Genomic DNA, 26,162 nt, shown 5'->3' with positions numbered 1-26,162 from the left:
TACGGAATTACGAATTTGCGGGGAGATAACAGCGACAACCTCTTCGCAAATTCGTAATTCATAATTCTATTTATTCCGTCACTTTCACATTTAGACCAGCGCTGTGTGCAGAAAATTCCGGGGCATACATACACTGCGCAGTGCTGATACCATTGGAGAACTTACCCTGATGGGTTACAAACAACGTATATTCGAATACGTAAGTTCCCTTAGGCAGGTAACTGAAAAAGAAATCAGTTGACGCGTCCCTGGTGCTTTCATAATAGCTCAGTCCGCCCTGCCATTTGCTGGCGCTGATCACATTGGTAGGCTCAAAACAGGCTGCCCGCATATCTTTCAGATGAATGTATTCCATGGTCCTGTCGGCGCGCAATACAATACGTACCTTTACCTTATCTCCGATTTTCAGTTCGTTACCATCTGCAATCTTCGTCAGCACCGGTCCTTTATCGCTGTTTACTTCTTTATACAGTTCTTTTTCCAGCACCAGCGGCGTTTGAGCGGCGGTAATTTTATCCAGATCTTCGAAATACTGCCAGTACACAGCGCCCCAGGAAGGTTGCCCTTTACTATCCTGAACGGTTACACTGATATGTCCCATATCTGCTTTCACTGATTTGGCATCTATCCTTTCTTTGAAATAACCGGTACCGGCTTCGGTGGCAGCGGGTTTCACCACCGTACTACCTAGCTGCACTGTTACTTCCGGGTTGGCCGCCAGCCAGTTACTGCCCTGCAGCAACATCGCATAACAGGCTTCTGCCGTAGCTTTGGTCGTATTCCAGTTATTGGTTTGTTTGTTTTTCAACAGCCAGGTTTTCATATCTGCCACCGCCGCTGCATCTTTACCAACTTCCTGGAAAGCTTCTATCAGCAATGCCTGCGTTTCAACAGGTGCCTGCTGCCAACCGTAACCAGCTGTAATATCTTTCCAGTACATACCCATTTCCTTGCTGTTCATCGCATTTTCCTTCAGCGATTTTAATATAGCCTTTGGCGTTAGTGCGTCATCTTTCCTGGAGAGTGTCAGTGCAATCATACCCTGTGCATACTTCCCTTGCCTGGTCCAGTATTGTTTCTCCTGTGCAAAATAGAAATCAAAAGATTTTTTCATAGCAGCAGGCACCGGCCGGTTAAAGAAGCTGCGCGCATACAGATAGTGGATATCCTGGTAATTGATCTGTTGATCTTTCATGTTTGCTTTTGCTTTCAGCAGGCGATAGTAGTCTTTATCCATTTCCCTGTCGAGGTAGTCCATGGCTTTATTAGCCATCTCTATCGCAACCGGATCTTTTATCTGCGCCAGTTGTTGCAGGTGCCCGATACCTGCTACAATGTACTGTGTGATGAAGCGGTCTTCCCACATACCGGTGAACCAGGGGAAGGCGCCGTTCGGTAATTGTTTTGCTGCCAGCTGATCCAGTGCTGATGTGCGTTGCTGTTTCATGCGTTGCAGGTCAAACAATAAAGCAATGTTCTTTTTCTGCTGCGCTTCATTCTTTGCTTCCAGTACCCAGGGGGTTTGCTGCAGCAATACAGCTTTCAGCTCTTCATTTTTCTGAAGGTTACTTTGCAAAGCGGCTGTATCTGATATTTTCCATTTTTCGAAAATAGCTTTCAAGCCCGGTGTAGCATCAGCAATATGTGTAGCCAGGGCATTTGCATAATAACGGTTAAATACCTGTTCTGCACATTCGTACGGGAACTCCATCAGGTAAGGCAGGGCCTGTACGGCGTACCAGGCGGGGTTGCTGGTATACTCTACCGTAACACCATGTTGTACGAGAGTTTGAGAGCTATCGCCATGCAGCAACTTCTCAAAAGTAAAATCATGCTTACCATCACCGCGAACGGGCAGCGGCATCGCTTCCGTTACCATCATCCGGTTGGTTAATACCGGCAGTGCATTTTCTTCTCCATCGCTGAAATTGGCTGCCTGTGCGGTAACCCGATAGATCAGCGCACTCTGGAAACCATGCGGAATCTGGATGGGGAAGGTCACCAGCGTGCTTTGTCCTGCCTGGGCAGTGAAATGCTGCAGCGGGGAAATGTTTTGGAACCATCCGTCTACCGGCTGCATGGTATTGGCATCCAGCAGTTCCAGGTGGGCCTGTCCGATTAATAACGTATCGGAGAGATTGCTCACCTTGGCGGTGAATTCCATTTTATCACCTTCGCGTACAAAACGCGGGGTATTGGGTTGCACCATCAACACCTTCTGTGTAACAATGCTGGCATTAGCCATGCCAAACGACAGATCCTTTGTATGCGCAAGCGCCTGGAAGTTCCATTTGGTAAGTGCTTCCGGTATAGTGAATTCAAAGGTGATGTTACCTTCTTTGTCGGTATGGAGGTCTGGGAAGAAGAAAGCTGTTTCCTGGAAGTTTTTACGGACAGACGGAGCGGGCGTTTCATTAGCTGCTGGTAGCCCAGGTTTTGCTGAAGATTTTTCCTTAGATCCATAACCTACCGTTACAACAGATTCGTTTAGCGCTGCAGCTGGTGCCGGCGGGGACGCTGGCGCTGCAACTCTGGCAGCTCCTGCTGCATCTTCTAATGCAAGTACACCCTTTTGTTTAGCCATCACCCTCATATCCGGTGTGCGTCCGCGCACTCCGCCACTGACAGGATATTCCGCCATCTCCCAATCAAATAAGTTCAGGACATCGTATTCTTTAGCCACACTGCGATGATCAGGAAGATCTCGGTCATATTGAAGCGTGGATACTTCCATTTTAAAATTCTCATTGCCATTAAACTGGGTCAGGCCGGAAACATTGGGATAGATATAAGGTGTTGTCCAGTGATGCGGCTGGAAAGCATCCAGGGAAGCGTCGTACATGGAAGCCAGCATTTCAGCGGCTACCTTTTCGTTTTTATAACCCGTGATCTGTGCGGTCCATTTTTCTTTTTCACCCGGCAACAGCTTATCACGGTGTGTGCCCAGTTTTACCTGCAGTTCCTTATTGCTCCAGGGAACATCGATCCCTGCCTGCATGGCAAATACACGGTTATCTTTTACAAACACATACACCAGGCTGATACCTCCCCTGTTACTTTCTGTAACCGGGTAGCTGAGCTTTTTGATATCAGACAAATCCAGGTTGCTGCGTTCTTCTTTGGTAACTGCGGTAAGTTTGGATTGTAAAATATTCAGGTCTTTGGCTGATGTACCCAGTAAGATGTCTGCCGTATTACCCGGAGCGGTGGCTTGTTCCGGCTGGTAAGACCAGAGGTAGGCTGGCGCCGCCAGGGTTTTAGCTTTCACATCGATCAGCTCGAAGGTAGTTTTCTGTATAACCGGTTCGTTGTTTTTATCTTTTGCGCTTACTTCCAGTTCGTAAAAGCCCGGAGCTAATTTCGCAGTGTTCAGCGTGATCTTTCCGTCCGGGCTGCTGGCTATGGATTCGGTAACCACGGCAGACTCGCGCGCCCAGTTTTTCGGGTCATTTTCATCCTTATAGATATCTACCGGAAACGCCTGTACGTAGCTGGTTTCATCCATTACAAACTGATCCGGGGCTTCCCAGTAACGGGGGCGCAGGAGACGTTTGTTGGGCTGCAGCGGTTTCAGTTGTACGGCGAAATTGGCCGGTTCGTAGGTACCATTCAGGTTCCGCGAAAAAATCTTTATCCGGGACAGTTCTTTTTGTTCCATGCGATCAGATGCATCAATAGCTATTTCCATTGACTGGTATCCCACGCTTACGGATTGATCTGAGCTGCGGGTTTCACCATTGAGATCCGTTACATCAGCATGTACCACATAGGTGAAGATGGGTTTACCGGCCGGATCTACGTTTTTGTCGGCCAGGGCCGGGAACTTCACTGTAAATGTACCGTTGGCATCCGTAGTAGTTTCACCATGTACTATTTCCCGGGAAGTACCGTACGGGATCGCTATCTTATAAAATAACCATGGGTAAGGAAACCGTACCTGGCGTTCTACCCTGTACTTTACTTTGGCTCCATCAATATTATTACCTGCATAAGCCAGTGCTTTTGCGGAAGCAGTAACGGTATCGCCTAAACGATAGCTGTTTTTGATGGTATCAAACTCCACATAAAATTTAGGACGCTTGTATTCCTCTACTTTAAATGCGAGGTAACCATTGCTTTTATCATCTCTCAAAGAAAAACTACCGTTCAAACGGCCTTCGGGCAATACGAATTTGCCGGAATAGGCGCCATATTCGTTGGTGATCACTTTAACGGAATCTACCTTGTCGCCGTTTACGTCGAACAGGGAAACGGTCGTCTGGTAATTAGCCAGTATATCGCTGCCGGTTTCCTTTGCACGTTTCCGGAGTACAATACCTTTATAGTAAATGATCTGACCTGGGCGGTAAATACTTCTGTCGGCAAACAGGAACGTTTGTGCCTCCGGAGTATTAGTATTTTCACCGTAAGTATAGAAATACTTGTATTCATCAATATACAGTTCATCGGCGCCATTTTTCCAGTGTGTACGCAGCTGTCCGCCGTTTTTGGCCGGAGCTATTTTAACGCTGCCATCCTTCCCGGTAACGAGCGATTGCTGCAGGGTCCAGTCATCGTAACCGGCGCCGTTTTTAAATTTCAGCACGTCTACCCCAATACTGGCCAAAGGCTTGCCACTGTTACGATCCAGGGCATAATATGTGTTGTCATTGTCAATATAACTGATACCTGATACCCAGGTTAGCTGCATGGCAATGGGATTATTTTTCAATAGGAATTTAGGATCCGCACTCGACAGTAGCATATAATGCCCTACCGGTAAAGCATCTATTTTTATTTCTGTTTTGTGGGTAACATAATCCTGCGGATCGGGCAATGTTTGTTCCCAGGCCTTTAATACAGGGCGCGCCAGGATCATTTTCCAATAGGCATTTTCCCTGGTGGCGTAGTTGTTTTGGGCTTTCTGCAAAGCTTTGAGGAAGGTATCGTCCACCTTCACTATGCGCAGGTATATTTTATTGATGTTCTTATATCTTACCAGGGTGCGGAATGGCTGTGCGGGTATATTTACGGCTTCTGTTACCATTTCAATTGACAATGCAGAAATTTCATCCAGCATATGTGCGCAGGCAGCGCCTCCGATGGAAGTGGGAGCCAGTTGTACGGCTTTTTCACAAATCGCTTTAGCTTTTCTCATGGCATCACCTTTCCCATTTTCGGCAGCGTTACTTTGCTGCAGGTAGTAAGTGGCCTGTAGCTCCATTACGCCTGTTACTTCCGGCAAACCGGTATAAGCCAGCACCATCTGGTCCAACGCCTGCAGGTACAACGTTTCCTTGTTTTCCATTACGGCCGTCTGGTTCATATAGCTGATCCTTTCCGCATCGATATCCAGCAGGGCGGCTTTATCGGCGGTATGTAAGCGAATCAGTTCCTGTAAAATGAGCAGGGCATGATATTGCAGGGAGGCGCTATCGGCGCTGGCAAACTGGTGTGCGGCAAAAGTAGTTGCCGGCGCGAAGGCTGCCGGATCTGTCAGCTCAAACTGGTTGGCTGGATTGGTGATACCGGATTCGCCGGATTTATAATAGTCGAGGGCACGGTGGGCCAGTAAATCATACAGGGTAGACCGTAGTTCCCGGGTATTCCCCTTGATAATAATGGGATCAAAGGGGGTGAGACTGGTCTTTTCCAGCAGCGCTTTGTCCGACAGGGAGGCCTGGTAACTCCGGGTAATTTCCTGGTGAAGCTTTTCGGCGCCCCAGGTACTGATATCCGTGCCTTCATCGTTGGCGATGGCGGTACGGTTATAGAACCGGTAGCGATTCATCTGGAAATAGCGGAGCAACATTTCGGCCTTAATGCTTTGCAGTATTGCTTTCGGAGCGCCTGTTGCACCTGCAATCTGCTGGTCCATTTTCTGCATGTTCTGCAGGGTGCTGCTGTCGTTGATCTGTGAATTATACTTTAGTTGAAAGATCAGGGCCTTGATCTGTTGAGCGGTGGCTTTATCTTTTACCGCATGGGCGTAGATGTCGTTTGCCACTTCCAGTGCGGATTTAGGTAATCCTTTTTCTTCCAGGGTTGCTATTTTCTTCCAGGAGTTATCATAATTAAACTGGGCCATCATCTTGTTGCTACTAAAGATTAAAACAATGAATATTCCAATGAATAAACGCATATAGGATCGTTATTTACAGTAAGTTACTTCTTTTAGTGAGGATGCAGACGTCCGCATGGTTTCCATAAATGGGGACAAAAAAAGGTGAAAAGTGATGGACTTGTTCCGCCTCACTTTTCACCTTTATATATTTTTCCGGCAGATAATTATGCCAGGGCTGCTTTCTTGCTCAGTACTTCTGCCATTGTTTTACCAATGTTAGCAGGGCTTTCCACTACGTGAACACCACATTCTGCCATGATCTTCATTTTGGCAGCAGCGGTATCTTCAGCACCACCGATGATAGCACCGGCGTGGCCCATACGGCGTCCCGGAGGAGCGGTTTGACCAGCAATAAAACCAACTACCGGCTTAGTGCCATGCGCTTTGATCCATTTAGCGGCATCTGCTTCCATGCTTCCGCCAATTTCACCGATCATGATGATACCTTCTGTTTCCGGATCGTTCATCAGCAGTTCTACCGCATCTTTGGTAGGTGTACCGATGATTGGATCTCCACCAATACCAATGGCAGTAGAAACGCCTAAACCAGCTTTAACTACCTGGTCAGCAGCTTCGTAAGTCAAAGTACCTGATTTGGAAACGATACCGATTTTACCTTTTTTGAAGATGAAGCCGGGCATGATACCTACTTTAGCTTCGTCTGCGGTGATAACACCAGGGCAGTTTGGTCCGATGAGGCGGGTAGTTGTACCCTGCAGGAAATTTTTCGCTTTGATCATATCCTGAACAGGAATACCTTCTGTGATACATACCACCAGAGCAATACCAGCTTCGGTAGCTTCCATGATTGCATCAGCTGCAAAAGCCGGAGGTACAAAAATGATGGAAACATTTGCACCGGTTGCTTTTACCGCGTCGGCTACTGTATTGAACACAGGGCGTTCCAGGTGCGTGCTGCCACCTTTACCGGGTGTAACACCACCCACAACCTGGGTACCGTATTCAATCATCTGAGTAGCATGGAATGTACCTTCAGTACCGGTAAATCCCTGAACAATCACTTTGCTATCCTTATTAACTAAAACACTCATCGCGCTTGTTTTATTGGTTTAATATTATGTGTCTGATTCTTCTGGACGGCAAAAATAAGCCGATTTCCATAATTCTGCAATTTAGTGCCTTTAAGATAAAGCTACCAATTGGTTTAGAAAATATTTGGCAAAAGTAGCTGTCCAGGTGTATAAAAACACCTCTCAGGAGCCATAATTAAAAATATACCGATTTATAATTATATGTTTTTATCACAAAATGAATGATGGAATTTTAAAAAGAAGCCTATTTCCCTTCTTTCCCCTGTTCTTTCTTCAGTTGCTCGCGCCATTTGCCGTCCTTAAACATCTCCAACTGCCGCATTTCCTTGGCTTCGCGAAGGAATTCTGAGGCAAAAATGAAGTCGTTTAATTTCTGGTCCTTGCTGAATACAATGTCTTTGTTACTTCCCTCCCATTGTTTCTGGCCCTGGTACATATAAACAATATGATCACCGCTTTCCATTACGGTGTTCATATCGTGGGTATTGATAACAGTGGTGATATTATATTCTTTGGTAAGTTCGGTAATCAGCTTATCGATGAGCAACGATGTTTGCGGATCCAGACCGGAGTTGGGCTCATCACAGAAAAGGTACTTGGGATTGAGTACGATGGCGCGGGCAATACCCACTCTTTTCTTCATACCACCACTGATTTCTGCGGGAAATTTCTTCGCGGCTTCTTTCAGCTGTACCCTTTCCAGGCATTCTTCCACACGGGCTTTCTTTTCCTTTAGGGTGCCGGTGCCAAACATGTCCAGGGGAAACATCACATTTTGTTCCACGGTCATACTGTCAAAAAGGGCTGATCCCTGGAACAGCATCCCTATTTCCTGGCGGATGGTTTTCTTTTCTTTTTCCTCCATAGCGGTAAAATCCTGGTTGTCATACAGTACTTTTCCGCTGTCTACGTTCATCAGTCCCACGATACACTTCATCATCACGGTTTTTCCGCTACCACTGGAACCAATGATCAGGTTTACCTTACCGGGCTCCATAATCGTAGAAACGCCTTTTAATATTTCCTTCTCCCCAAAGCCTTTTCTTATGTTTTGCAGTTCAATCATGATTACAGTAATATAGCCGTTAATGCGTAGTCCATGAATAATATCAGCACACAGCTTACCACCACGGAGGTGGTGCTGGCCTTACCTATTTCCAGTGCGCCACCGGAAACATTATAGCCGTAGTAGGCCGATACACTGGCAATAATAAACCCGAACGTATAGGATTTTGCCATTGCAAAAAATACGTTATAAGCCTTGAACTCCTGCCGGAGGCCCTGCATAAACTGTTCTCCGGAAAGAACGCCCGACAGCTCTCCGGCGGCCTTGCCGCCATAGATACCGAGGAAACCGGCAATCGCCACCAGTACAGGTATCATGAGTAACGCCGCCATAATTTTGGGGGCGATCAGGTACCCTTTGGTATTGATACCCATGATTTCCAGGGCATCGATCTGTTCAGAGATCCGCATGTTACCCAGCTCAGAAGCTATTTTAGAACCCACTACGCCGGCCAGTACAATACAAGTCAGTGTGGGGGCGAATTCCAGGATAATGGTATCACGCACCACCTGCGCGATGGTGCTTTTGGGTATGATAGGACTTACCAGCTGATAAGCTGTTTGCAGCGTAGTTACGCCTCCCATAAACAGGGAAATAATAAATACTATCCCAAACGACCCTACGCCGATATCCACACATTGCTGCATAAATTGCTTCCAGTACATCTTCATGTTTTCCGGGCGGGAAAACATGCCTTTAAGCATGAGCAGGAAGTTTCCGAAATGATAGAAGAATTTGAACTCCATAACTGGTCAAAGATAGGAAGGATTTTTTCAAACATATCCTAATTTAAGATTTAATACAGCCGTTAACGTAAACTACTCACCAACAAACGTTTTAGGCTGCGCTCAATGATTTCACCCATGGTTTTACACCGGGCAAAAACCGGATCATGATAATATTCCGCCAATTCATTGCCCAACTGCTGTATTTTTTCCGGGAACGATACCCGGTCTGTCATAATCACATCCCGCAGATCCTTGATCCGATGCCGCTGCACTTTGATACGGCGGGCAATCACCGCCCGTTCCTCCTGTTGATACTGCTTCACCACTTCTGCATTGAGATGTTTGATGGCCAGCTCCACGAATACCCGGTTTTCCTTAAAGTACTGTGGCATATACAGCGTACGCCTGCCTTCATAGAATTGTTGGTCAAAATCAATTGCGCGGATACGGAATTGTACATCGTCAAAATCAGGGGTGATGTCAAAAATAAAATTATAGGAACGCATATCTCCCAACAGCCGTACAAAACACCGCTCATTAAATTTCACAAATTCCTTGGCGATACGCTTGGGATTAAATTCCGGCCGGTTCAGGTAATGAAGAATAAACTGGTCGCCCGGCACCCCGGCAATATGCTCTTCTACCAATGTATTGCCATCTATCAGGAAGTTCATCCAATAGGGAGACAGTATATGTTCCAGTTCCAGACCATAAAGACGCGATGCATCGGCTATCTTGATATAAAAATAATCGTATACTTCGTTGTAGTTATTGACAATTTTGATGCGGAACGGATGGGAGTTTCCAAAAGTGCAGTAGTCAATATTTTCGATATGCAGATGTTCTTCCGCGGCCTGATCTCCTCCCGCTTTCAGTATAGAGTATACCCGCTTTAAACCGGCGTGAATGGCATGGACCATACTTTGGGGATAAAACACCGTTTCCCACAGCGTGTCTTTTCCTTCTTTATCATATACGGCGATAGACTGGTCGTAATAACGCAGTTCCTCGTAAGATATAGGCAGCTTCACTTCCCGCTCGTACATTTTGAGATAATTGCGGAAAGCAGCATTGATCGGGAAAAATATTTTCTTACGCGAAATGGTTTGCATAGGATAAATATAGGAAAAAGCTGAAAGCGAAAGGCATAAAGCGGAGAGGGATCGCCTTCGGCGATTATCTTTGGGCAGGATTAATGTGATTGGGATGACTATTATGATTCCAGCTTTTTCTGATCTATGCCTTTATCCTATTGATAAACACTTTAGGAATAGAAGTAAGTATCTTTCAAAAAAAAGTAAAATCGTAATAATCATCCCAATCACATTAATCCTGCCCAAAGATAATCGCCGAAGGCGATCCCTCCATACCTTTATGCTTTCTTTTTCTTCTTTTTTCCCTTTTCGTCGTTTGCCTGTTTGCAGCACTTTTCCTGCGCATCCACCACGGCGATATTCACCATGTTAACGATTTGTCTTACAGTACTGCCCAGCTGCAGAATATGCACCGGCTTCTTCATTCCCAGCAGGATGGGGCCTATGGCATCAAAACCGGCAACTTCCTGCAAAAGGTTATAGGCAATATTACCAGCAGCAAGGTTCGGGAAGATGAGGGTATTTACCTCTTCTTCCAGTAATTCTGTAAACGGATAATTGTCTTTCAGAATCTCCTTGTTAAAGGCCATGGCCGCCTGAATTTCACCATCAACAATGAGGGAAGGATCGCGCTGTTTTACAATTTCGCGGGCCTTGCTCATGGTTTGTGCTTCCGGTGTTGGGCTGCTGCCAAAGTTGGAATACGACAACATGGCGATGCGCGGTGTAATATTAAAATTCTTCACTTCCTTGGCCACCATCATCGTGATATCGGCCAGTTCCTCCGCAGTAGGGTTGAAGTTGACGGTAGTATCAGCAAGGAATAACGGTCCGCGTTTGGTTTGTATAATATACATACCGGCAACACGTTTGGCCCCTTCTTCCATACCTATCACCTGCAACGCGGGACGGATGGTATCGGGGTATTTACGGGTGAGACCAGAAATGAGAGCATCCGCTTCACCGGTTTCCACCATCATACAGCCGAAGTAGTTACGTTCCCGCATGGTTTTGCGCGCCTCGTAGAGATTTAATCCTTTGCGCTGGCGTTTTGCGAAGAACAGGTCACCAAAGCGATGACGCATTTCCTTCATCTCTTCACTTTTAGGATCAATGATCACTACATCATCGATTTCAATGGCGTTTTCCAGCATCAGTTCACGGATACGGGTTTCGTTACCCAACAGGATCGGGTAAGCGATGCCTTCGTCGTTGACTACCTGCGCTGCTTTCAGCACTTTGAGATTGTCGGCTTCTGCGAACACCACTTTCCTTGGATCACGACGGGCTTTAGTACCGATCACCCTGAAGAGCTGGTTATCCAGTCCCAGGCGATGATTGAGTTCATTCCGGTAAGCTTCCCAATCGGTAATCGGGCGGTGTGCCACCCCGCTTTCCATGGCCGCTTTTGCCACGGCAGGCGCCACGGTGCTCAGCAGGCGAGGATCCAATGGTTTGGGAATAATATATTTGGGTCCGAAGAAAAGGTTTCTTTCGTTATAGGCCAGGTTTACGATGTCCGGTACCGGCGACTTGGCCATTTCAGCCAAAGCCCTTACAGCAGCCAGTTTCATGGCCTCATTGATTTGGGTAGCTCTAACGTCGAGCGCCCCACGGAAAATATAGGGAAAGCCCAGTACATTATTTACCTGGTTGGGATAATCGGAACGGCCGGTAGCCATAATGATATCCGGACGGGCTGCAATGGCAGTTTCGTAGGCAATTTCAGGATCAGGGTTCGCCATCGCAAATACGATCGGGTTTTTAGCCATGCTCTTGATCATTTCTGCCGATACCACGTTACCAACGGATAACCCGAGAAATACATCCGCACCCTTCATGGCTTCTTCGAGTGATTTTACCTTGGCGGCGGTAACAAACTGTTTATGTCTTTCGGAAAGATCCTTACGCTCTTTATTTAAAACACCGTCTTTATCAAACATGATAAAGTTTTCCGGCCTGGCGCCCAGCGCCACATATAATTTTACGCAGGCCATGGCAGCAGCTCCTGCGCCATTTACCACGATCTTTACCTTTTCTATTTTCTTTTTTACCAGCTCCAGCGCATTTAACAAGGCAGCAGAAGAAATGATGGCAGTGCCATGCTGATCATCATGCATGATCGGAATTTTCAACTCCTTGCGCAGCCTTTCTTCTATTTCAAAACACTCCGGGCTTTTGATATCTTCCAGGTTAATACCACCAAAGGTAGGCTCCAGCGCCTTTACAGCAGCAACAAAGGTATCCGGGTCTTTTGCATCCAGCTCAATATCAAATACGTCGATATCAGCGAATATTTTGAACAATACCGCTTTCCCTTCCATTACCGGTTTTCCGGCTTCGGGGCCAATATCTCCTAAACCCAGTACTGCGGTACCATTACTGATAACGCCTACGAGATTACCTTTCGCGGTATATTTATAAACGTTTTCTACATCATTGTAAATTTCCTTGCATGGCTCTGCTACTCCGGGAGAGTAGGCGAGTGAAAGATCCCATTGCGATTTAGTGTCTTTCGTAGGTATGACTTCAATTTTACCCGGCCTGCCCATTGCATGATAGTCTAACGCATCCTGCTTATTCAGTTTCTTTGCCATATAAATATTAAGATTGTTATTGGGCGTGCAATATACGAAGTATTGAATAAAGGCCATCCACCCAAATAGTGGGATATCGGCCTATAATTAAGCATTCTAACCATTAAATTTACTTACTTTTACAGCGTTAAACATTCGTAAATATCATGATACAACGCATCCAGAGTCTCTATTTGCTGTTGGCTGCCGCCGCAGGCGCTGCTGCTCTTTCTTTCGACCTGTGGAAAGCTACGCTTAGCAATAGCACCAACCCTGTTTATGTAAACGCTTCCAGTAACTATTTGCTGTTTGTACTGTATATCATTATTATACTGTTATCATTAGCAACGATCTTTCTTTTTAAGAAGCGCAAACTCCAGTTTCGTCTCACCATTTTTAACATTCTTTTTGGTTTTGCAGCACTGGCTTATCAATATTATGTAGTGCAGCAAACAGCCAATAAGTTAAGCACCGGCGGTGTTGCTATTGTATCTGCTTCCTACCTGCCGGCCTCCTTTTTACCCATTGTGATCATCATTCTTTTATTCCTGGCTGTGAGGGGAATATACAAAGATGAAAAACTGATCAAATCCCTCGACAGGCTTAGATAAGCGCTGAAGTAACAGGATTGGATCGAAAGATAAATACCGGCGCATCGCTGCCGGTAAAAAATAAACGGGCCGGAGTTGGACTCCGGCCCGTTTATTTTATTTGCTGTTACAGGTATTTTCCTGTATAACTTTCCTTTACATTTTTCAATCCCTCCGGAGCCCCGGCATATAATAAATTACCGCCGCCGGCGCCGCCTTCAGGGCCCAGATCAATGGCCCAGTCGGCACTCCTGATCACATCCAGGTTATGTTCAATCACCAACACCGTATGCCCCTGTTCTATCAGGGCATTAAAGGAATCAAGCAATTTTTTGATATCATGGAAATGCAGACCGGTAGTAGGTTCATCAAAGATAAACAGGATATGCCCCTGCGCTTTGCCCTTACCAAGGAATGAAGCCAGCTTAACACGCTGCGCTTCCCCGCCGCTCAGGGTATCGCTGCTTTGGCCCAGTTTTACATATCCCAATCCTACGCTGCTCAACGGACGTATTTTGTTGCACACATCTTTTTCTTCTTTGAAAAAGTCCAACGCCTCATCTACTCCCATTTCCAACACTTCGTAGATGTTCTTGTTTTTATAGGTTACCTCCAGCACTTCATCTTTAAATCTTTTACCACCGCAGCTTTCGCAGGTGAGATGTACATCCGCGAGGAACTGCATTTCTACGATCACCTCTCCTTCTCCTTTACATGCATCGCAGCGACCGCCATCAACGTTGAAGGAAAAATGTTTTGGCTGGAAGCCGCGCATCTTGCTCAGCGGCTGCTTTGAATATAAATCCCTGATTTCGTCGTATGCCTTGATATAGGTAACCGGGTTAGAACGAGACGATTTACCAATGGGATTCTGGTCAATCATTTCCACCTGCGTAATATCATCCACCGCGCCTTTCAATGCCCGGTAGTTACCCACCCTTTCTGCAAATTCGCCTTTCAGCTTCATCAATGCAGGGTAGAGGATCTGCTTTACCAGCGTGGTTTTGCCGGAACCGCTCACTCCACTGATGACCGTTAACACCTGTAATGGGAAATCAACGGTAATATCCTTCAGGTTATGTTGTCTTGCGCCTTCAATGGTGATGGCCTTTTTCCACTTGCGTACCTTAGCAGGCGGATCAATGGTAAATTGTCCGCTGAGATATTTACCCGTAAGACTTTTACCATCTTTTAATATCTGAGGATAGGTACCTGCAAAAATTACTTCTCCGCCAAGATGACTGGCCAGCGGTCCCATATCAATGATATAGTCGGCTTCTTCCATCATCTGTTCATCGTGTTCCACTACCACTACCGTGTTACCCAGGTCGCGCAGTTCCTTTAGCACCGAAATTAGCCGATGGGTGTCGCGGGCATGCAATCCAATACTGGGTTCATCCAGGATGTACATGGAATTGGTCAGGTTACTGCCCAGGGTACGGGTAAGCTGTATACGCTGACTTTCTCCTCCACTGAGGGTATTGGCCACGCGATTAAGGGTAAGGTATCCCAAACCTACATCCAGTAAAGTTTTAAGACGATGGTTTATTTCAATCAGGATACGCTTGCCAATCTGCTGTTCATATTCATTCAGCTGCAGTTCATCAAACCATTTTTTCAGATCCGATACCGGCAGGTCTACCAGTTCGGCAATATTGCGTCCACCCACTTTGATATACAGCGCTTCCTTCCGCAAACGTCCGCCGCCACATTCAGGGCAGATGGTACGGCCACGGTAGCGGGCCTGCAGTACCCTGTATTGTACTTTATACAGGTTTTGCTCCACCATTTTAAAGAACTCCTGCAGGCCATAGAAATGTTCGTTGCCTGTCCAGAGTAATTTTACCTGTTCGTCTGTCAGTTCAGCGATCGGTTTGTGTACCGGGAAGCCAAATTTACGGGCGGTTTTAATCAGCGCTTCTTTGTATTCGCCCATCTTTTCACCACGCCAGGGAGCAATGGCGCCTTCGAAAACGCTCATGCGTTTATCCGGTATCACCAGGTCCGCATCGATTCCGAGCACCTGTCCAAATCCTTCACAGGTAGGACATGCGCCATAAGGGTTGTTAAAGGAAAAAAGATTGGGTACCGGTTCTTCAAAGGCAATACCATCCAGCTCAAAACGATTGGCAAAATGAATGGTTTCCTTTCCATCTACTTCCACATAACAATCGCCTTCGCTTTCATAAAAAGCAGTTTGCACGCTATCTGCAATACGATGCTTATCATCTTCCTCAAAATCCTTTACTACCAGGCGGTCTATAAGCACCCATGCGTTGGCGGGAACGGTTATCTTCTTCTGTTCCAGCAATTCCTCGATACGTAACAAACCGGTGCCTTCACTACCGGGGACGTATAAACGGGAAAAGCCTTTCTGCAGCAGGATATTGAGCTCCTCTTTCACCTCGCGTTTGGCATGCCGGCGAAAAGGCGCCAGCAGCAATACTTTGCTTCCATTTTTCAGTTTGGTGATATAATCCACCACATCACTTACTTCATGTTTTTTTACCAGATTTCCGGAGATCGGAGAATACGTTTTACCCACCCGGCCAAACAGTAACCGCAGGTAGTCATAAATTTCCGTCATTGACCCTACGGTAGACCGTGGGGTACGGGTAATAACTTTCTGTTCGATTGCGATAGCCGGACAAATTCCCCTGATATAATCTACATCAGGTTTATTCATACGCATCAGGAACTGACGGGCATAAGAACTTAAGCTTTCCGCATACCGGCGTTGCCCTTCTGCGTACAGGGTGTCCATGGTAAGGGAGGATTTCCCTGAACCGGACACACCGGTAACTACTACCAGCTTACTACGGGGAATGGATACGCTTACGTTCTTGAGGTTATGTACCCTGGCTCCTTTTATGAAAATGTGGTCCTGCGGGCTAACTTCCTGAGGATCAATTATGCTTGTTTGTTTCTTTACTTTTGTTGCCATGACGGAACAAATTTAAGGGAAAAGATGTTAGTTCCGCGACCGGGTTTTTACACGTGTTCGTAATACGCTAAAAGCTAGTACCTAAGGGCTAAAAGGTATTTTTATAATTTGTTTTATTGATCTAATCTTTTATATTTGCATAAGACCAGATCTATCTCACTGGAATTATCGTAAATATCTTTAACTAAAACTGTTCAGTATCGCATAAACTCTACTTAATTAAAACAACCAAACTGGCTGTAAAGTCTGTAATTTATTTACTAACCCGCCTAGTTGTAGAAGTTTATGCAAGTAATGTACAAATTGTGCGATGAGCAGTTGATTACTCTCTTTAAAAAGGGACATTCTTCCGCATTAGAGGAGTTGGTACACCGTCACAAAGACAAGGTGTTCACTTCCATCCTATTACTGGTGAAAGATTCTTTCCTCGCCGAGGATATTTTCCAGGATACCTTCATTAAGATTATTGATACCATCAGGGCTGAGCGTTATACAGAGAAAGGAAAGTTTTTACCCTGGGCCATGCGTATTGCGCATAACCTGTGTGTAGATCATTTCAGAAAGATCAAACGTACCCCGATGATAAGAACCGGTGATGACAAGGACATCTTTGATGTGCTGGGATTCAGCGATACCTGTGCCGAAGAAAAAATGATTACCCGTCAAAGTCACGATCGCGTGCGCAGGATGCTGGACATGCTGCCGGAAGAGCAACGGGAAGTAATTATTCTCCGACATTACGCAGAACTTAGTTTTAAAGAAATTGCAGATCTCACGCAAGTGAGTATCAATACAGCATTGGGTCGGATGCGATATGGTCTGATCAATCTCCGGAAAATGATGACGGAGAAACAAATCTGTCTATGATGAACCCTTTTTTTTGCTTGCCAGCAACGAGCGGCCGGATGTAATGTCCGACCGCTCGCTATTTTAGGGGTATCCCTGGTTGGGATTTTGTCTTTGCCCAGGATTAGACTGATTATGATGATTTAAAGGATTTTTTATAGTGATTTAAAAAGATTAGCGAAGATAAAAGCGAGTGCTGTACTCGCTTTTATCTTCGCTAATCTTTTTAAATCACTATAAAAATCTTGAAAATAAAATCGGGTAAATCATCATAATCAGTCTAATCCTGGGCAAAGACAAAATCCGTTATAAGCGCTCATATACTACTGCAGCCCCCTGCCCCACTCCCACGCACATAGTAGCAAGGCCGTATTTAGCGCCTGGTCTGCGTTTCATTTCATGTAACAGGGTGGCGGTAATACGTGCCCCACTGCAACCCAGCGGGTGACCCAGGGCGATAGCCCCGCCATTTACGTTCACGATATCCGGGTTTAGTGCCAGATCCCGTACACAAGCCAGCGATTGAGCGGCAAACGCTTCATTCAGCTCCGCCAGGTGCAACTGGTCAGCGGTGATGCCTGCCCGCTGTAATGCCTTACCGGAAGCCGGTACCGGCCCTATACCCATAATAGAAGGATCTACACCGGCTACCGCCATACTTTTTATCTGAGCCAGCGGTTGCAGGTTAAATTGCTTCAATGCTTTTTCAGAAACGATCAGCACCGCCGCAGCGCCGTCGTTGATACCAGACGAATTACCGGCGGTAACGGAACCTGTTTTGGCGAATGCCGGACGCAGGCCGGAAAGTTTTTCCAGCGTGGTTTCGCGCGGATGCTCATCTTTCGAAAATATTACCGGTTCTTTATTCACGGTGATTTCCACCGGTATAATTTCATCTTCCCATTTGCCGGCATCCAATGCCTGTTTGTAAAGGGTTTGACTGCGTAAAGCGAAAATATCCTGGTCCTCCCGGCTTATGTTCCACTGGGTCGCCACGTTTTCGGCGGTTTCTCCCATAGCATAAGGATGGTACATCCCGGCGAGCCGCTCGTTGGTAAAGCGCCAGCCAATGGTGGAATCATATACCTCTGTTTTGCGGCTGAAAGCAGCATCTGGCTTAGCCATCACAAATGGTGCGCGGGTCATACTTTCCACACCTCCTGCGAGGTACACGTCTCCCTCTCCGCACATCACTGCACGGGCAGCATCCATAATGGCCTGCATGCCCGATGCACATAACCGGTTTACCGTATTACCGGCAACCGTTACCGGCAAACCGGCCAGCAGGGCAGCCATACGCGCTACATTCCTGTTATCTTCTCCAGCCTGGTTGGCAGCTCCGGCAATCACGTCTTCTATGACAGCAGGATCGAGCGTTGGATTTCTTTTCATTAATGCTTTGATCAGATGCGCCAGCATATCATCCGGGCGGATAGTGCTTAAAGCGCCACCATAGCGGCCTATAGGCGTGCGAACCGCATCTACTATGTAAGCAACTTGCATGTGGTTGTTTTGGTTTATATGCAAATAAAACACATCCCGCCAACTCGGCCAATAAAACATCCCCCACCACCAAAATGCAAAATAAACGGAAAACACCGCCAGATATAACCGGATTACCGCCTTTCAGGAAATGGCACTTGGCAGGTTGGAACGGATAATTAGCTTTGCACCCAATAATTATTTAATAAATTAACCCCAAAAAGAATGAAACATCTATGTAGCCTTCTGTGGCTGGCAGCCCTATTGTGCACCATTCCTATGATCACAAAAGCCCAGGTACCACCGGAAGAAAATGATGCAAATCTGTCTGAATTATTATACAGACCTATTAAACCTACTGCTAAGGTGATGGAAGGCGTGGAGCCCTCGATCCAGCAAAGGCCGGTAGCTAATCCCGCCATACGCGGTAATGTAAATGTCAGAGCGCTGAAAGCCGCTCCCAAATGGAATCGTATAAGCGATAACAACGGGCAGATGATCAGCGCAGACAACCTCCATTTGCTGCCCCCCAACAAGGTTACGGTGATGAAAGGAAATGCGCCTTCTTTTTGTACCACTCCTACTGTAACCATTGGCTGCTGCGGATACAGCATCAAAGACCAGGTAGCCAATAAGAGCCTGTTCTATGCTTCCCCCGCCTCCATATTCAACAATGAGGCAGATGCACGGACCTTTGCAGAAAGCCTCACCCCCAAGCTTCCGTTCTTCATGCCTTTCAAAAACAACAAGGTATACCCTGCGGGCGCATGGATCTACGATAGTGGTTCAGGACATGGCTCTGTAGATTTTCTTAAAACTTCCGACGCGTATGGTCCCGGTATTGACCCCAGTTTTGGTGTGTATGCTTCTGCTTCCGGGAAAGTAGTAACAGCCATGTGGGATCCTTTCTTTGGTAACGTGGTGATTATAGAACACACCGCTGCCGACGGCACCCGCTATCGCACGGGCTATTTCCACCTGCGCGATGGCTTTGACCACGACCTGCAGAATGCAAAGAACACCCCGGTGAGCGATCCTTCCAACAAAGATGCACGCGATACCAAGTATAAAAAGTTTGCTAATCTCCCTAACCCTTCCAAACAGTTATGGGGAACCAATGATCAAAAGTTAAAAGTGAAAGCTGGAGATATGGTGGCAGCAGGGCAGCAGATCGCCTGGGCCGGTAACACCGGCTTTGGGGGCGCAGGCTGGGGACTTAACCAGGATGGCACCCCTTCCGATCCCAATACCGGCAACAACCACCTCCATTTCATGTTATGGATAAAGAGTCCTAATCCCGCTACAGGCGTGGACTGGATGGAAGTAGATGCCTATGGTGTATATGCCAAATCCGATAACAGCAACAGCGACTGTTATGAAGTAGGCGCCAACAGCGCGTTTAACCGCTTCTTCGCGCCGTTCTATCCGTCATTTCATAACGTGCCGGTAGAACATGTGATCCGCTACTGGGGCTATTATACCAGCATGGGTATGGGCCTCCAAACCCTGAGCGTTCATAAATCCGGCAGCAAGTACCTGGCGTCAGGTTCCTTCCAGTACGGACTTCCATCACAATGGTATTGCCGCATTAATATGACCTCTGCCCAGTACCAGCAATATTTTGACGAGTATTACGGAAAGGGCTATATACCCCGGCAGATCTCTGTGACCAACGACAACAGTGGCAATCCGCTGTTTACCGTGATATGGAAGCTGCGTGGTGGTGAAAACTTTGCGGCAGTGCACAATCTCACCGACGATGCCTATGCCGCCAAATGGAAAGCCTACGTAGAACAGGGCAAAATGCGTGTAACAGAGCATGTGGTGTATTATGCCGGCGGCAAACGCTATCATGCCGGTGTATTTGGCAGCAGCAATCCCGGTGGCTTCTACATGTATTATGGCATGAATACCAGTGACTTCACCAAGAAATTCGATGAAATGAATAAAGCCGGCCTGATGACGGTGAATGTAAATATTGAAGAAAATGGCAGCCAGAATAACGTAGGTGGTCTCTGGTGGCCCAGAAACAAAGCTTATTATTCATATATGAACATGAGCCCGGCCGACTACCAGGCGAAGTTTACCGACCTGACGGCACAGGGTTACCAGTTGTTCCGCATACAGGGATATGACAATTCTTCCCATTTTGCTGCTATATGGATGAAATAAACCGAATACATAACTAAACAGGGTGCCATAGCTAAAAACAGCTATGGCACTACTTTTTAGGGGACATTCTGTCAGTACGCCAATATTACGTATCTTTGCCGTTACTTTCCGACTGCCGTAAGGCAGCCATTTGCTCAATTAATGGTCAATAATGAAGTCTGACAATAAGAACATCCGGCATTTAAGTTTACCGGCTTTACAGGAATATTTCGTGTCAATAGGTGAAAAGCCTTTCCGCGCAAAACAGGTATATGAGTGGCTCTGGCTGCGTCATGCGGATAGTTTTGAAGCCATGACCAACCTCTCCAAAGAATTACGCCAAAAACTCAACGAACACTTCGTACTGCCTGCCGTAAAGGTAGATACCGTACAGCAGAGTAATGATGGTACTATCAAGAGCCGTTTCCGCCTGCATGACAATCATATGGTGGAAGGCGTACTGATTCCAACCGACAGCAGGCAAACCGCCTGTGTATCTTCCCAGGTAGGTTGCAGCCTTAGCTGTAAGTTCTGTGCCACGGGTTTTATGGATCGCAAACGCAACCTGGACTTCGACGAAATTTATGATGAGGTGGCCCTGTTGAACCAGCAAGCCCTCTCTTCTTATGGCAAAAAACTGAGCAATATTGTATTTATGGGTATGGGAGAACCCCTGCTCAACTATAAAAACGTATTACAGTCTATTGAGCGCATCACCGCCCCCGACGGACTGGGAATGTCGCCAAAACGCATTACCGTTTCTACTGCCGGCGTGGCCAAAATGATCCGTCAGCTGGGAGACGATAAAGTGCGTTTTAACCTCGCGATTTCCCTTCATGCCGCCAATGATAAGAAACGCAGCGAAATCATGCCTATCAACGATTCCAATAACCTCAAGGAATTGATAGCTGCGCTGAATTATTTCTACAAGGCTACTGAAAATGAAATTTCTTTCGAATATATTCTGTTCAAGGATTTTAACGACTCAAAAGAAGATGCGGATGAGCTGATTAAAATTTACAGACAGGTGCCTGCGGACCTGGTAAACATTATCGAATACAACCCTATTGATAATGCACGTTTTCAGAAACCGGATTCCCAGACTGCAGAAGAGTTCATGGAATACCTGACCAAACACCGGGTGAATGCAAGATTACGTCGCAGCCGTGGTAAAGATATCGATGCGGCTTGCGGACAACTCGCCAATAAAGGCTGATCATTACTATAATATTCCTATTGGTCATGCGCGCATGATCATCAATCAATAATAATTTATGAAGAAAAAACAACCTGCTAAAAAAGGGTTTGGCCCATCAAGGGATAATAAGTTTGGTAAAAGCGACAAACCAGCAGGCAACCGCAACCGCCCCTCCGCTGATGGCGAAAGGCCAGGAAGGGCATCTGCAAAAAGCGGAGACGACAGCTCATTCTCCCGTAAACCACGCTTTGATGGCGGAAAAGCAGGCGACGAAAAACCCTCTTTCCGTAAACGCACTTTTGACAGTGACGGCAGACCAGCGCGCAAAAAAGGACCGGCAACCGACAGCCTGGGCAATGATAAGCCGCAGCGCAAGCGTACTTATGGCAGCAACAGTGAAGAGAGACCAGCACGCAAAAGCAGCTTTGGTGGCGACAGCGATAGCAAACCAGCACGCAAACGCAGCTTTGACGATAGCGATGAAAAACCGGCATATAAGCGCAGTTTTGGCGATAAAAAAGAAGAAAAGCGTTCCTGGGGCGCCGGAAAAAGCGATGAAAAACGCGCTTTCGGCGGTCACAAACGTGATGATAAACCCGGTGCACGCAAACGGTTCGACAACGACGACAAACCTTCGCATAAACGAAGCTTTGGCAGCGACGATAAAAAAGCAAAGCCAGACGGAGAACGCGCTTTCAGCGCATTCAGAAAAGATGGCGAACGACCTGAACGCACCCGCAGCTTCGATAAAGAAGACAGCAGCGAAAGGCCTCCCCGCAAACGCACCTACGGCACCAAAAATGACGATAGCGCCTTCCATTTCCACGGAGAAAATAAAAAAGGTGGCAAATCCGCACAGCGGGACACTCCCAGCGGGTTTAACCGCAAGAAATTCTTTGATAAAACCAACGAACGCTTTGCTGACAAGCAAGACAAAAAAAGAAGCGGTAAGTCAAAGGATAATAACGACTACGAACAAACGAAAAATAACAAGGAACCCAAAGAAAGCATTTTTGGCCCTGGTGAAATGCCACTGAACAAATTTGTGGCCCATTGTGGTCTTTGTTCCCGCAGAAAAGCGGTGGACCTGATCAAAGAAGGAAAAGTAACCGTGAATGGTAAAGTAGTTACCGAACCTGCTACCAAAGTGACCAACAGCGATGTGGTGACCATGCAGGATAAAAAAATTACGCCTACCAAAAACCTTGTATACATCCTTCTCAATAAACCCAAAGGCTACATCACTACCACCGATGATCCTGAAGGACGCAAAACTGTGATGGACCTGATCCAGGACGCTGCTGAAAATGAGCGGGTATATCCTGTAGGCCGTTTGGACCGTAACACCTCCGGCCTGTTATTGCTCACCAACGATGGTGAACTGGCACAGCGACTGGCACATCCTAAGCACAATATCAAAAAGATCTACCAGGTAGAACTGGATAAACCGCTGACAAAAGCTGACTTTGAAAAAATTGTTGAGGGTGTAACCCTGGAAGATGGTGTTGCTTTTGTAGACGCCCTGGGCTACGTAGATCCTAAGGATAAAAAACAGGTGGGAATTGAAATCCACAGCGGTAAAAACCGTATTGTGCGCCGCATCTTTGAACACCTGGAGTATACCGTAGAAAAACTGGATCGTGTCATGTATGCAGGTCTTACCAAAAAAACACTGAACCGCGGCCAATGGCGCTTCCTCAGTGAAAAAGAGGTGATCCTGTTAAAACATTTTAAAAAATAACTGCCTGATAACCTGATGCGATTAGTAGATCATATTATACTGGAAACGCCTGATTTTGTTGTGGTAAACAAGCCATCAGGAATGCTGACCCTGCCCGACCGTCATGATAATGAGCTGGCATCGCTGATTGCTATTATGAAGAAGGCTTATGGAGAAATATACACGGTACACCGGCTCGACCGCGATACCAGTGGTATTATCCTGTTTGCACGGACAGAAGCAGCCCATAAATACTTTTCCCAGCTTTTTGAAAGCAGGGATGTAAAGAAGTTTTACCTGGGTCTTGTGAGTGGCCAGCCTATGCCTAAACAGGGCAATGTGAGCGAAGCTATTATGGAACACCCGGTACAGAAGGGGAAAATGGTAACTAACCGGAAAGGGAAGCCCTCTTCTACCGACTATGAAGTACTGGAAGAGTTCGGATTGTACAGCCTGGTAAGAATGCAGATTCATACCGGCCGTACACACCAGATCAGGGTTCACATGAAATTCCTGGGCCATCCCATTGCGGTAGATGAGTTTTATGGCAGTGCACAGCCTGTCCTCTTGTCTACCATCAAAAAGAAATTCAAGTTAGGCAAGCATACAGAAGAGGAGCGTCCTTTACTGAGCAGGCTGGCATTGCATGCTTCTGTACTTATCTTTAAGGATCCTAACGGGAAAGAATATACTGTGGAGGCGCCTTTGCCCAAGGACATAAGCGCACTGCTGACACAACTGCGCAAGCACCGAGGCAAGCAGTCGGTTGGAGAAACGAACGAAGGGTAATGTCTTTCCCAGGATTAGACTGATTTTGATGATTACCTGATTTTTTTCCTTTGATGATAAAAAAGATTAGCGAAGACAAAAGCATAACAGCTTCTATCTTCGCTAATCTTTTTTTTCGGGTATAATCTGTAAAATATAATTCCTGTAATCATCAAAATCAGCCTAATCCCGGGAAAGACAGACAAAAAAAAACGGGGAGAAATCCCCGTTTCGTAAAAATCAAAAACCAACCATTAAAAAATCTTTATAATAAAAGCCTTTCAGGCTTCTTTGTTTTACTATTTGTTTGGCTGCGGTGTTGTTCTCAGGTAAGGCTTAATAATTTTATGGCCTTTCGGAAAACGGGCAGGAATGTCTGCTGTGGGTACAGCTGCGGTAACAATTACATCTTCTCCATCTTTCCAGTCTGCTGGTGTAGCTACGCTGTATTTAGCGGTGAGCTGCAATGAATCCAGTACACGCAGTACTTCTACGAAGTTTCTGCCGGTAGAGGCCGGGTAAGTGATGATGAGTTTTACTTTTTTGTCAGGGCCGATGATAAACAAGGATCTAACGGTAAAAGTTTCAGAAGCGTTTGGATGAATCATATCATACAGGTTCGCTACTGTTCTGTTTTCATCTGCAATAATAGGAAAAGTTACGTCACACTGTTGTGTTTCGTTAATATCATTTATCCAGCTCAGGTGTTTATCCAGTGGATCTACGCTGACAGCCAGTACTTTAGTATTGCGTTTTGCAAACTCCTCTTTCAACAAGGCCGTTTTACCCAGCTCTGTGGTACATACCGGGGTAAAATCTGCGGGATGAGAAAACAGTATTCCCCAACCTTCACCGAGGAAATCGTAAAAGTCTATTTCCCCTATTGTGGTATTGGCCTTAAAATTAGGTGCGGTATCTCCCAGTCTTAAACTCATAGTTTTACGATTTAATTGACCAAAAATAGCATTTTCCTACAAAATTTATAGACTTTAAGGGAATTTTTTCTCAATTTAAGCGATATTTTTTCCGGGGCAGGGAAATTAAGGTTAACAAACAATGGAAAACAGGGTTAATTCAAACGGATAAAAAGGGGCTTATGAGGTTATTCAACAGATAAAACGGGTTAACTCAATGGATAATCATATGAATAACAACAGTTTAATCATTTAAGGTATGTAGTTGCCAGGCATAATAAGCCATGCTGAACTTATTATCATCTTCCAGTCCGGCTTTCATTCTGGCAACTTCATCCCCGACTTCTATCTCAATAAATCCAAGGTATAGGTTATAGGCATCATGCAGTAACTGTATACAATACTCCATTTTTTCATTAATATCGTTACTATCGCGACGGGCGGCCGGGGGTAAAGGAGGGATTACCGGCATTTGTACTACCCGTTCGATATAATAGCATTCTTCATCTGCATAAGCTTCCCAGTTATCATCCTGTTGCAGGCAGGGTCTTCTCATATAAAAAGTGAGGTTATCAAAAATCACAGCGGCGCCTAACTCCGTTTCCAGGTCAATAATGTCCGGAACCCGGCGCATATCTTCCAGCTTCTTCACAATCGTCATTTGCACCGCATCATGCTTATCGTGTCCGAAACGCAGCATGGTATTCATTACTTCATAGGTTGTTACAAAATCACAGGAGTACCACACATTATCTTGTAGCACCTGTCCCCAGAGCGTCAGGTAATTGGAATCATCCATAATGATCTGTCCAATTGAAATGGCCTGCATCTGTGTAATGGCTGTTGTTGTATTTACCTTATTCATAACATCAGGTTTTAATAACACTACAAATCTACCGGCGCTCCACGCAAGGAATTTGCGTAGTGATC

Annotated in this window: 16 protein-coding genes; 6 read left to right on the top strand and 10 right to left on the bottom strand. The window is 46.1% G+C overall.

The genetic code is table 11. The features are described 5' to 3' along the window. Positions 1-70 precede the first annotated feature (70 nt). From KE626_RS15325 to KE626_RS15300, 6 genes are all read right to left on the bottom strand, one after another. Entirely contained in the window at positions 71-6,121 is a 6,051-nt protein-coding gene (locus KE626_RS15325; protein WP_211973784.1) for an alpha-2-macroglobulin family protein, read from the bottom strand. Between the two features lie 146 nt (positions 6,122-6,267). Then, entirely contained in the window at positions 6,268-7,155 is an 888-nt protein-coding gene (gene sucD / locus KE626_RS15320; RefSeq protein ID WP_211973783.1) for a succinate--CoA ligase subunit alpha, read from the bottom strand. A gap of 244 nt (positions 7,156-7,399) precedes the next feature. After that, positions 7,400-8,221 (bottom strand): ABC transporter ATP-binding protein, encoded by an 822-nt coding sequence (locus tag KE626_RS15315; RefSeq protein WP_211973782.1) that lies wholly within the window; start codon positions 8,219-8,221, stop codon positions 7,400-7,402. Between the two features lie 2 nt (positions 8,222-8,223). Continuing rightward, a complete protein-coding gene (locus KE626_RS15310) occupies positions 8,224-8,967 on the bottom strand; it encodes an MlaE family ABC transporter permease (RefSeq protein WP_211973781.1) in 744 nt (247 codons plus the stop codon). Positions 8,968-9,029: 62 nt separating this feature from the next. Then, positions 9,030-10,061 carry a hypothetical protein gene (locus KE626_RS15305; RefSeq protein ID WP_211973780.1) on the bottom strand — a complete coding sequence of 344 codons (1,032 nt, stop codon included), beginning with the start codon at positions 10,059-10,061 and terminating at the stop codon, positions 9,030-9,032. 260 nt (positions 10,062-10,321) lie between these two features. After that, positions 10,322-12,640: an NADP-dependent malic enzyme gene (locus tag KE626_RS15300; protein ID WP_211973779.1), complete on the bottom strand. Its 2,319-nt coding sequence runs from the start codon at positions 12,638-12,640 to the stop codon at positions 10,322-10,324. Positions 12,641-12,786: 146 nt separating this feature from the next. Between KE626_RS15300 and KE626_RS15295 the strand changes: the two genes are divergently transcribed. Next, positions 12,787-13,230, top strand: a complete 444-nt coding sequence (locus KE626_RS15295; RefSeq protein WP_211973778.1) for a DUF4293 domain-containing protein — start codon at positions 12,787-12,789, stop codon at positions 13,228-13,230. 106 nt (positions 13,231-13,336) lie between these two features. On the opposite strand, the gene uvrA is transcribed toward KE626_RS15295, so the two are convergent. Then, positions 13,337-16,153 (bottom strand): excinuclease ABC subunit UvrA, encoded by a 2,817-nt coding sequence (gene uvrA / locus KE626_RS15290; RefSeq protein WP_211973777.1) that lies wholly within the window; start codon positions 16,151-16,153, stop codon positions 13,337-13,339. 285 nt (positions 16,154-16,438) lie between these two features. Here uvrA and KE626_RS15285 point away from each other — a divergent pair, with 285 nt between their 5' ends. Beyond that, entirely contained in the window at positions 16,439-17,020 is a 582-nt protein-coding gene (locus tag KE626_RS15285) for an RNA polymerase sigma factor (protein ID WP_249207482.1), read from the top strand. 285 nt (positions 17,021-17,305) lie between these two features. Here the strand turns inward: KE626_RS15285 and KE626_RS15280 are convergent, their stop codons facing one another. After that, positions 17,306-18,502: a thiolase family protein gene (locus KE626_RS15280; RefSeq protein WP_211973776.1), complete on the bottom strand. Its 1,197-nt coding sequence runs from the start codon at positions 18,500-18,502 to the stop codon at positions 17,306-17,308. A 204-nt stretch (positions 18,503-18,706) separates the two neighbouring features. On the opposite strand from KE626_RS15280, the gene KE626_RS15275 reads away from it, so the two are divergent. The 4 genes from KE626_RS15275 (at position 18,707) to KE626_RS15260 (ending at position 24,339) form a co-directional block, all read left to right on the top strand. Further along, positions 18,707-20,653, top strand: a complete 1,947-nt coding sequence (locus KE626_RS15275; RefSeq protein WP_211973775.1) for a hypothetical protein — start codon at positions 18,707-18,709, stop codon at positions 20,651-20,653. Between the two features lie 151 nt (positions 20,654-20,804). Beyond that, a complete protein-coding gene (gene rlmN / locus KE626_RS15270) occupies positions 20,805-21,848 on the top strand; it encodes a dual-specificity RNA methyltransferase RlmN (protein WP_211973774.1) in 1,044 nt (347 codons plus the stop codon). A 58-nt stretch (positions 21,849-21,906) separates the two neighbouring features. Continuing rightward, positions 21,907-23,571, top strand: coding sequence for a pseudouridine synthase (locus tag KE626_RS34685; RefSeq protein ID WP_249207481.1), 1,665 nt, complete (start codon positions 21,907-21,909; stop codon positions 23,569-23,571). Positions 23,572-23,586: 15 nt separating this feature from the next. Further along, entirely contained in the window at positions 23,587-24,339 is a 753-nt protein-coding gene (locus tag KE626_RS15260) for an RluA family pseudouridine synthase (protein WP_211973773.1), read from the top strand. A 278-nt stretch (positions 24,340-24,617) separates the two neighbouring features. Here the strand turns inward: KE626_RS15260 and KE626_RS15255 are convergent, their stop codons facing one another. Beyond that, positions 24,618-25,253, bottom strand: a complete 636-nt coding sequence (locus tag KE626_RS15255) for a peroxiredoxin (RefSeq protein WP_211973772.1) — start codon at positions 25,251-25,253, stop codon at positions 24,618-24,620. Between the two features lie 223 nt (positions 25,254-25,476). Next, positions 25,477-26,097: a hypothetical protein gene (locus tag KE626_RS15250; protein ID WP_211973771.1), complete on the bottom strand. Its 621-nt coding sequence runs from the start codon at positions 26,095-26,097 to the stop codon at positions 25,477-25,479. Between the last annotated feature and the right edge of the window lie 65 nt (positions 26,098-26,162).

Source organism: Chitinophaga hostae, assembly GCF_018224885.1.
Lineage (GTDB): Bacteria > Bacteroidota > Bacteroidia > Chitinophagales > Chitinophagaceae > Chitinophaga > Chitinophaga hostae.
The sequence above is the reverse complement of the archived record's forward strand: the minus strand, read 5'-3'. Positions and strand labels throughout refer to the sequence as shown.

Excerpts from the sequence above, each read along its gene's own strand:
- KE626_RS15325 (WP_211973784.1), bottom strand. The coding sequence starts at position 6,121 with ATGCGTTTATTCATTGGAATATTCATTGTTTTAATCTTTAGTAGCAAC.
- sucD (WP_211973783.1), bottom strand. The coding sequence starts at position 7,155 with ATGAGTGTTTTAGTTAATAAGGATAGCAAAGTGATTGTTCAGGGATTT.
- KE626_RS15315 (WP_211973782.1), bottom strand. The coding sequence starts at position 8,221 with ATGATTGAACTGCAAAACATAAGAAAAGGCTTTGGGGAGAAGGAAATA.
- KE626_RS15310 (WP_211973781.1), bottom strand. The coding sequence starts at position 8,967 with ATGGAGTTCAAATTCTTCTATCATTTCGGAAACTTCCTGCTCATGCTT.
- KE626_RS15305 (WP_211973780.1), bottom strand. The coding sequence starts at position 10,061 with ATGCAAACCATTTCGCGTAAGAAAATATTTTTCCCGATCAATGCTGCT.
- KE626_RS15300 (WP_211973779.1), bottom strand. The coding sequence starts at position 12,640 with ATGGCAAAGAAACTGAATAAGCAGGATGCGTTAGACTATCATGCAATG.
- KE626_RS15295 (WP_211973778.1), top strand. The coding sequence starts at position 12,787 with ATGATACAACGCATCCAGAGTCTCTATTTGCTGTTGGCTGCCGCCGCA.
- uvrA (WP_211973777.1), bottom strand. The coding sequence starts at position 16,153 with ATGGCAACAAAAGTAAAGAAACAAACAAGCATAATTGATCCTCAGGAA.
- KE626_RS15285 (WP_249207482.1), top strand. The coding sequence starts at position 16,439 with ATGCAAGTAATGTACAAATTGTGCGATGAGCAGTTGATTACTCTCTTT.
- KE626_RS15280 (WP_211973776.1), bottom strand. The coding sequence starts at position 18,502 with ATGCAAGTTGCTTACATAGTAGATGCGGTTCGCACGCCTATAGGCCGC.
- KE626_RS15275 (WP_211973775.1), top strand. The coding sequence starts at position 18,707 with ATGAAACATCTATGTAGCCTTCTGTGGCTGGCAGCCCTATTGTGCACC.
- rlmN (WP_211973774.1), top strand. The coding sequence starts at position 20,805 with ATGAAGTCTGACAATAAGAACATCCGGCATTTAAGTTTACCGGCTTTA.
- KE626_RS34685 (WP_249207481.1), top strand. The coding sequence starts at position 21,907 with ATGAAGAAAAAACAACCTGCTAAAAAAGGGTTTGGCCCATCAAGGGAT.
- KE626_RS15260 (WP_211973773.1), top strand. The coding sequence starts at position 23,587 with ATGCGATTAGTAGATCATATTATACTGGAAACGCCTGATTTTGTTGTG.
- KE626_RS15255 (WP_211973772.1), bottom strand. The coding sequence starts at position 25,253 with ATGAGTTTAAGACTGGGAGATACCGCACCTAATTTTAAGGCCAATACC.
- KE626_RS15250 (WP_211973771.1), bottom strand. The coding sequence starts at position 26,097 with ATGAATAAGGTAAATACAACAACAGCCATTACACAGATGCAGGCCATT.